Annotated in this window: 6 protein-coding genes and 3 pseudogenes; 1 reads left to right on the top strand and 8 read right to left on the bottom strand. The window is 59.0% G+C overall.

The genetic code is table 11. The annotated features are described in order from the left end of the window. Positions 1-173: 173 nt before the first annotated feature. The 7 genes and pseudogenes from AB3X96_RS41715 to AB3X96_RS41745 all read right to left on the bottom strand — a co-directional run. Complete coding sequence (locus tag AB3X96_RS41715) at positions 174-767, bottom strand: hypothetical protein (protein WP_368594309.1); 594 nt, start codon at positions 765-767, stop codon at positions 174-176. 13 nt (positions 768-780) lie between these two features. Next, positions 781-2424 carry a hypothetical protein gene (locus AB3X96_RS41720; protein ID WP_368594310.1) on the bottom strand — a complete coding sequence of 548 codons (1644 nt, stop codon included), beginning with the start codon at positions 2422-2424 and terminating at the stop codon, positions 781-783. Beyond that, positions 2421-2588 carry a hypothetical protein gene (locus AB3X96_RS41725; protein ID WP_176112321.1) on the bottom strand — a complete coding sequence of 56 codons (168 nt, stop codon included), beginning with the start codon at positions 2586-2588 and terminating at the stop codon, positions 2421-2423. Before AB3X96_RS41725 ends, AB3X96_RS41720 begins: the two co-directional genes overlap by 4 nt. Before the next feature lie 63 nt (positions 2589-2651). Further along, positions 2652-2831: a hypothetical protein gene (locus AB3X96_RS41730; RefSeq protein WP_368594311.1), complete on the bottom strand. Its 180-nt coding sequence runs from the start codon at positions 2829-2831 to the stop codon at positions 2652-2654. A 520-nt stretch (positions 2832-3351) separates the two neighbouring features. Continuing rightward, positions 3352-4335, bottom strand: coding sequence for a hypothetical protein (locus AB3X96_RS41735; RefSeq protein WP_368594313.1), 984 nt, complete (start codon positions 4333-4335; stop codon positions 3352-3354). Positions 4336-4467: 132 nt separating this feature from the next. After that, positions 4468-5046, bottom strand: coding sequence for a hypothetical protein (locus AB3X96_RS41740; protein ID WP_368594312.1), 579 nt, complete (start codon positions 5044-5046; stop codon positions 4468-4470). 172 nt (positions 5047-5218) lie between these two features. Next, positions 5219-5399: pseudogene (locus AB3X96_RS41745) on the bottom strand (DDE-type integrase/transposase/recombinase); the annotation flags it as partial. An 895-nt stretch (positions 5400-6294) separates the two neighbouring features. Here AB3X96_RS41745 and AB3X96_RS41750 point away from each other — a divergent pair. Beyond that, positions 6295-6441 (top strand): annotated as a pseudogene (locus tag AB3X96_RS41750) (IS6 family transposase); the annotation flags it as partial. Between the two features lie 15 nt (positions 6442-6456). Here the strand turns inward: AB3X96_RS41750 and AB3X96_RS41755 are convergent. Next, positions 6457-6650, bottom strand: a pseudogene (locus AB3X96_RS41755) (IS110 family transposase); the annotation flags it as partial. Between the last annotated feature and the right edge of the window lie 214 nt (positions 6651-6864).

Genomic DNA, 6864 nt, shown 5'->3' on the forward strand with positions numbered 1-6864 from the left:
CCGCGTTTCAATCTCAGCCCGGTAACCAGCCTGCATCGTCTGTCCTCCAGAATGACCGCATCTTACCAGCGTCGCTTTGCACCGGCCAGGGTCACTTCGAGAAGTTATTTCTCACCCGTTCCTAAGCCATTCTTTCACCCAGCCTTCTGTGCGCCGACGCTGATCCCGCGACCTCACTCCTGTGGGCAGGCGATCCGTCGCATGTACCAGTCCGCGCGCGGCTCCGCGTCGACCTGCGATTTTTGGGGTATCGAGGTGTTGAGCAGGACAAACTGCCAGCACTCGCGATGCGCGTCGTCGGTCAGCGTGACCGGCTGGTTGACGTCGACGCGCCGGGGCTCGTTGTGATCGAGCAAATAAACGAACCCGTCGTTGATCCTGCCGACGATCCGGTCGGGTAGCAACAGGCTGCGCTGACCACCGCCGGCCGCCATCCGCAGCCACGCGTCGGCGTCCTGCGCGCGGCGGAAGGTCACGATCCGCATCGGTCCCGCCGGATGCACGACGGTCCGCGCCGCGACGTACTGCGCGCCCAGGTTGGCGGGAAGCTGCGCCGGCCACGGCGAGATGTGCACGCGCTGGTCGTCCAGGCTGAACGCCAGCACCGCCTTCGCGTTCAGCTGGAAGCGCGGCGCCAGCACCTCCGCCGCCAGGCTCGCGGCGCCCGGCGGGGAGAGGCCGGCGATCTGCAGGGGTTCCGCGAGAACCGGCGTCGCCAGTCCCAGAAGGACGGCGAGAACCGCGCCCTGCCAATCGAAAGCCGCCATTCACAACCTCCTCTTATCTAGCGCTGACTTGTTTCAGATGCGCGAGCACGGCCGCCGGCACCGCTTCTTCCGTCTGGATCCGGCTCGTCTTGATCAGCGGCGGATGATCGGTGCCGATCCCGTAGCTCTGTGCGATCCCGACCAGGTTGTAGTTCTTGCCCGTGACCAGCGCAAGATGGTTCCAGTCGTTGAAATCGTGCAGCGACACATAGACGGTCCGGCCGAAGGTATCCAACTGGCCGGTCAACGACAACTGGTAAGGGGCGGCCTGCTTCACGCCGTTCAGGTTCCAGTCGCCGAATGCCGTGGCGCTGGTGCCGGCGCCGCGTCCGACATAGTCCGATTCCTTAAGCGCATTCTCGTCCAGATTGAGGCTGCTGCCGTCGGAGTAGTCGATCTTGAAGGTGTCGGAGGTCGGGCCGTGCGGCACCGCGTCGGCGGGATACGTATAGGCCGCATAGGGTGCGCTCGGCAGGCGCGTATTGGGTACCGCGACGCCGTTCCAGTCGTTCTGGTGATAGTAGTAGCGCTCGACCGCGTCGGTGCCGGTGCCGTCGGTGGGCACGCCCGACAGCTGGTACAGGTAGTTCATGATGCTGAGGTAGTTCGGCTTGTAGTTGACCGCAAGCTCGTCGCCGCCGTGCCGCAGGCCCAGGCTGTGGCCGAACTCGTGCATGAGCGTCGCGGCCTGGAAGTTCACGCGCATCGTTTCGCCCGCCGCGCTCAGGTTGTTCGCGAGGAAGCCCTTCAAGGTCACGAGTACCTTGTTGCCGGGCAGCTCGGAGATGCCGGACGATCCGCTGCTGCCGTCGCTGTTCTGCGACGAAGCGAGCAGGCCGTAGCGGAAGAAGGCCCGGCGGCGCGGATCGACGTGCTGGCTGTAATACCGATAGATCGACGTGCAGCCGTTCTCGAGCGCCGTGCGGCTCTCGGTGGCGCTCGCGCTCATCTGCGTGCACTTGCCGAACGTGCGCTCGTGGCTGGCGCCGTCGAGGTTGTAGTGCGCGGTGTCGACTTTGGCGGAGAAGCGCGTGCCCGCATCGAAGTGCACGACGATGTGATGCGGCGCGAACGCGGCGGCCATCTTGGTCAGCGTTGCCTCCTGCAGTTGCCGGGCCGAATCCTGGGTGGTCGCGCTCGCGTCGCTGCCCATGTAGTCGAGCTGGATGAACATGTCCTTCTGCCCCGGCCGCGCGCCCATCGCGTACAGGTCCAAGCCGGCGTAGGTGCCGCCCGCGGCCTTGGCCGTATCGGGAATGCCGTCGTGATCGCTGTCGGTGACGCCCGCCGCCACGTCGTTCGGTCCGCCCGGTGTGGGAAAGTCGACGAGCGTCCAGTCGGTGCTGGTGCCGGTGGCGGTGAATCGACTGTTGAGGCGAGCGATGGACTGGTCATGCGTATCCAGCGGATCGAGCGACTGGCTGCCGACGTACGTGGCCGCGGGCGTGGCGAACGCCGGCACGTTCGCGCCGACCCAGTAGTTTCTGGTGAGCGGCTCGGTGGTGCTCTCGCCGAAGCGGACGAAGTCCACCGTCCTGGCCGCGGCCTGCGCCGTCCTGGCCGCCTGCAGTTCGATGAAGCCCGAACTGTTGCTCCAGTACGGCAGATAGGTCCCGGTTGCGTCAAGGAGATAGACGACCTTGCTGGCGTCGTTCACCGTCGAGAGTTCGTCAGATAGGGTGATTTCTGGCCGGCGATCACGAGGTAGCCGTTGGCCGGAATCGTCACGTCGGGCAGTGCATAGTTGACCGACGCGCTGACCGACGACGGATCGCTTTGTTTGATGCCGCCGGTGCGCAGCACGTAGTTCTTCAGGTTCACCGCGACATTCTGTTTGTTGTATAGCTCAACCCACGCGACGCTGTTGGACGTGGTTGCCGCGTCCTAGTCCTTGTCCTGACGGAAATTGCCGGCCACTTCGCTGATGTACAGCCCGGCGGGTGCGTCTGCGGCGAAAGCGGACGCGGCACCGCCGCTGGCGGTGAGGAGCAGCGCGATGCACAGTGGTGGGGAAAGTTTCCAGAGAACGGGTTGCCGGGTATGGCGGTGGCAGACGTGACGCATGGTTATCCCTCGGTCAGGTTATTGGCGAGTCGAGCGGCCCTGCCTGCTAGCCGCGCCCATTTTTTAAAAGAAGCAAGTCCAGCGGATGAATGAACTCACGCTTCGAGAGGGTAGCCGCGTTCCCTCTCAGAAACGCGGCCCCCGAAGAACCGTACGTGCGAGTTTCCCCGCATACGGCTCGCGCACGGCGTTAAGCATCGCGCTGATGCCGGCTGCGTCTGTGCATACGCAACCTTCGCTACCGTCGCATCGTCCCGAAACCGAGACAAGGGCGCTGGTCCGCGCCACCCGGAACTGGACGCCTGTCGGCGCAGTAACACTGAATCCCGAGCGCGACTGCATCGTTAAAACACATACGCACTCGACTGGCCGCATGATCGAGGCGACAACTTGCTTGACTCGCGCCGACGGGAAACCGGCGCCACGCAAGGCTCACTTCGTCGGAGTCGGTCGTCGAACCGGGGAAGTCTCAACATTTGTGCAATTTCGTACCAACTTTTCTTCGTTTGACAGACGCCGTCTACGGACGTTTAACAGCCATGGTCAAAGCTGTGCGCAAGTTCGGCGTAAGCTCGACATCACCGCTGCTGACGGAATTCAGCGTTTCACGAACCAAGTCCGGATAGGCACCTTTGGAAAACTGGCCGATAGCGATATTCGCAGCTTCCCCCGGGGAATTCAGCCGAAAGAGTTTTTGTACAGCGAGTGCACGTATCAACTCACTATCGTGGCCGTCCGCTATCTGGTTCAATGTCTGCACGGCCTCACTTCTTAAGTTCGCGGCATTGGGAATGCTTGGTTCCTCAAGAGTGCCGATGAGATTCAGTCGCGCGACAGCGGTCCTCTCATCGGTCGTGGCATCGCTCCTCAAATCGCTCAGCGCCTTACTGAAGACCTCTCGAGGCGTTTGACTTGGCATGTTGAAGTAAGTCTCATACATCTCGGCATATTTGGATTCGTTTCTGCCCTCCCAAATGGCATTTGCTTCTTGCAAGACTATGTCTCTGCCAATTGCAGAATCAACTAGAATGGATCGAAGAATGTCTCGCTCCATGCCCTGTTCGGCAGGCATGTCGTGATAGAACTGAGTCACAAGCTTTGCGACCTCGGGGTCATTTTCCAAAGCAATCTGCAGCCGAGCCCGAAACTCATCCAGCTCATTCTGAGACATGTTGCCGCGATTCACGATCTTCTGAAAGATCGCACGAAGGCTCGCGTCAATTTGTACAGGTGTATCATTGGATGCCGCTCCGGAGGGCTTGTCATCGGTGGCCAAACTCCCGCCGGCATTAATGCCATCGGGCCACGCAATTCCCTCTTTGCTGCTTGTCGCGGTAGCTTCGGAAGACCTCAAGTCTGTGGGCTTGTATGCGCGCTTCGCTTGCTCCGAACTTACCGTGGGCGCGGCGAGAAATAAGAGGTACCCTGCCACCACCATCAGCAAGCATCCAACGATGGCTAGATGGACTCGACGCCGTGAAGATAAATTTATGTTGAAGGACATAAGCTTTCTTTGTAGATAAGGAACGTCAGCCGTCTGACACAGTGCACGCCTCGCTCTTGGCGGTATCGTGGCGATACCAAAGACACTCCGCTGTCTCAAGCCAATGAACAAGGCGAATGGCGATCTGAGTAACTAAATGCGCTGATAGTTGCAGCTACTGCCACGCCACTCTGGCAAATATCCTTCACGATCATATGCGCCACCGACGTATGTGCAACGCCAACTCCACCCCCCCATCCAATCGGAACTCCATCCCGCTGGGCAGCTTGACTGCAAGGTGAGGTAGTTATCCGCTCCGATCACGTGGACTTTCCCCCATCGTTCGCTGAAGTTGATGACTGCGCGGCCCTTCCAGCCCGGGTTAGGCCCACAAGTGACCGTTTCGCTACGAATATTGCATGCAGTCCATGACTTATTGATCCCGACATCGATCGCCATGCTGACGATTTTTATCGGGATTCCCCACTGCGCACCGATGTTAAAGCTGGTGGTGTGGCATGACGAATGGCCTGTCGTTAACGCCACGGTTCCACAGCTTCCTCCAGAGCCACCGAAACAATAGTGCCAGTCCGATCCGTCCAAGGAGTAGCCGTGCTGGCTTTTGCCGATCCAACCCAAGAACTGGGTGTTAAGCGTCTGCGCGCTGACGGGGCCGTTATAAACGTCCAGCCAAGCAGCTATGAGCAGAATTAATATCTTCTTTGATGCCACGGAAGATTCCTCTCTTGGTTTCGGTTAAGGCTACGCTGATCAAGCCGCGTAAATGCGACTTGTTGTGACCAAGGCATGCATAAATTCTCGAGATCGCGAATAACCGCCCAAAAAGCGGGTTCTGTCGCAGTAAGACCGAGAGGTCGGCCAAGTCCAATATGGTATGGATTCCTTATCCAGCCAGTGAATAGAATTGCTGTGCGGGAGTTTGCACCAACGCCGCCATCGTCCATCTGCCCCTTGACGATCATGTGCATAACTTCGATGCCGCCCAACAGGATGCGGGTACAACGAAACCTTTTGAACCCAAGCATCGGTCGAGTTCGGCGCTTGATCGCCCGATGATCCTGTTCGAGAGGGTAGGGTCGAGAACTGGCGCGCACACGGTAGGCTCCGGTGGTCTCTCCACCGCTTTCGCGGTGGTCCTCAGTCCGGCTGCCATAGTCACGTTTCCAACTCCCGTCACGTCAAACCGTGCATGCGGTTTTCCCGCACACGGCTTTCCTGTCTGCTTCATGTCAAGGTTTATGGGACCTATCATGCTGGGCGCGCTTTCGGCGCAGCGGTACGACGAACCCGGTAACCATTAAACAGTCCCAGTTCCTAGCTTTGTCAAGTTAACGAACGCTTATTCGCCCCATGATCCGGGCGCGCCAAAGGAATACATGCGACATCTCAATCTCCCAGCCAAGACCGGGGGGGGGCATCTGGCCAAGCGCGCCGCCGTTACGACGACACCAGTCACGATAAGCATCGAAGTCAATGCCGACCACTGAAATGCGGGTTCGCGAACACTATCGAAAGGCTAGTGCGTTGACGAGTTCCCGGCGACTCACGAACATAGACCCCTTGTTGCTGATGTCGCGATTTCCCCCATACCCGCCAGAGCGGCAAGCGTTCGCATGCACGTCAAGTCCACGCCATCTGTGACAATAAGCTGAGCGCGCCGCTTCAGATCACGATTGCCGCCCGCAGATGCGTCCCTGCCGCCTCACCCCAGCCAAACTACCGATCAAGAAAGACCTTGTGCGCGCACAACCAAAAATCAAACTACTACGGGCCGCACGAAATTTTTGTTACCAACATACCACCAATCGCGAATCGAATGGATATCAATTATTTTTTCGATATCCAAACGAGTTTCTAATATCGCCCAGTTTCTAAGGTTCTTAACAACACCGGAGTTGGCGGGGTTTTGTCGCATTAGCGCGGTCAAGTAAAATCCGTCGACCACGACGTATGACACGCATGATGGCAAAGACGAAGACGCCGAGCAAGATGCTGCCCGCCGGCATTGGCAAGGTATTGAAGCGGTTGCGCTACCCGCTGGACGTGATCCTGCTGTGCGTCCGGTGGTACGTGGCGTACTCATTGAGCCTCCGTAACCTCGAAGAATGAAATGAACGCGGTCGTCAGTTGCCGAGCCCAGTGGTGCGCACCGCCGGACGCTTCCATCCCGATCAGGCACGGCGTAAGGTTCGCGAAGTGTTCGAGGAACTTTGCTCGCTTGATCGGCTTGTTCACGATCTCGCCGGTTTCCTGATCGATGTAATGCAACTGGAACACGTTTTCGCGATGTCCACACCGACTGCTGTACGATTCATCACTGGATCCTCCGGTCGCCTTGGAAAGCTTCCTATTTGCCACTTGGACTCATCGATGCCGTTGACCCGTGAGGATCCATCTTGCTTTGAGCTTGCCCCTGAAAAACGTATCCCTTGCTGAGGTTTAAACTGCAGCAAGGAGAAACGAAGATGAGCCAATTGAAGCGTGCGCGGTACACCCTGGAATTCAAGCTGGAGGCGGTGCGGCTGGTGA

Origin of the sequence: Paraburkholderia sp. BR13439, assembly GCF_040948805.1 — a bacterium.
GTDB classification, from domain to species: Bacteria; Pseudomonadota; Gammaproteobacteria; order Burkholderiales; family Burkholderiaceae; genus Paraburkholderia; species Paraburkholderia youngii.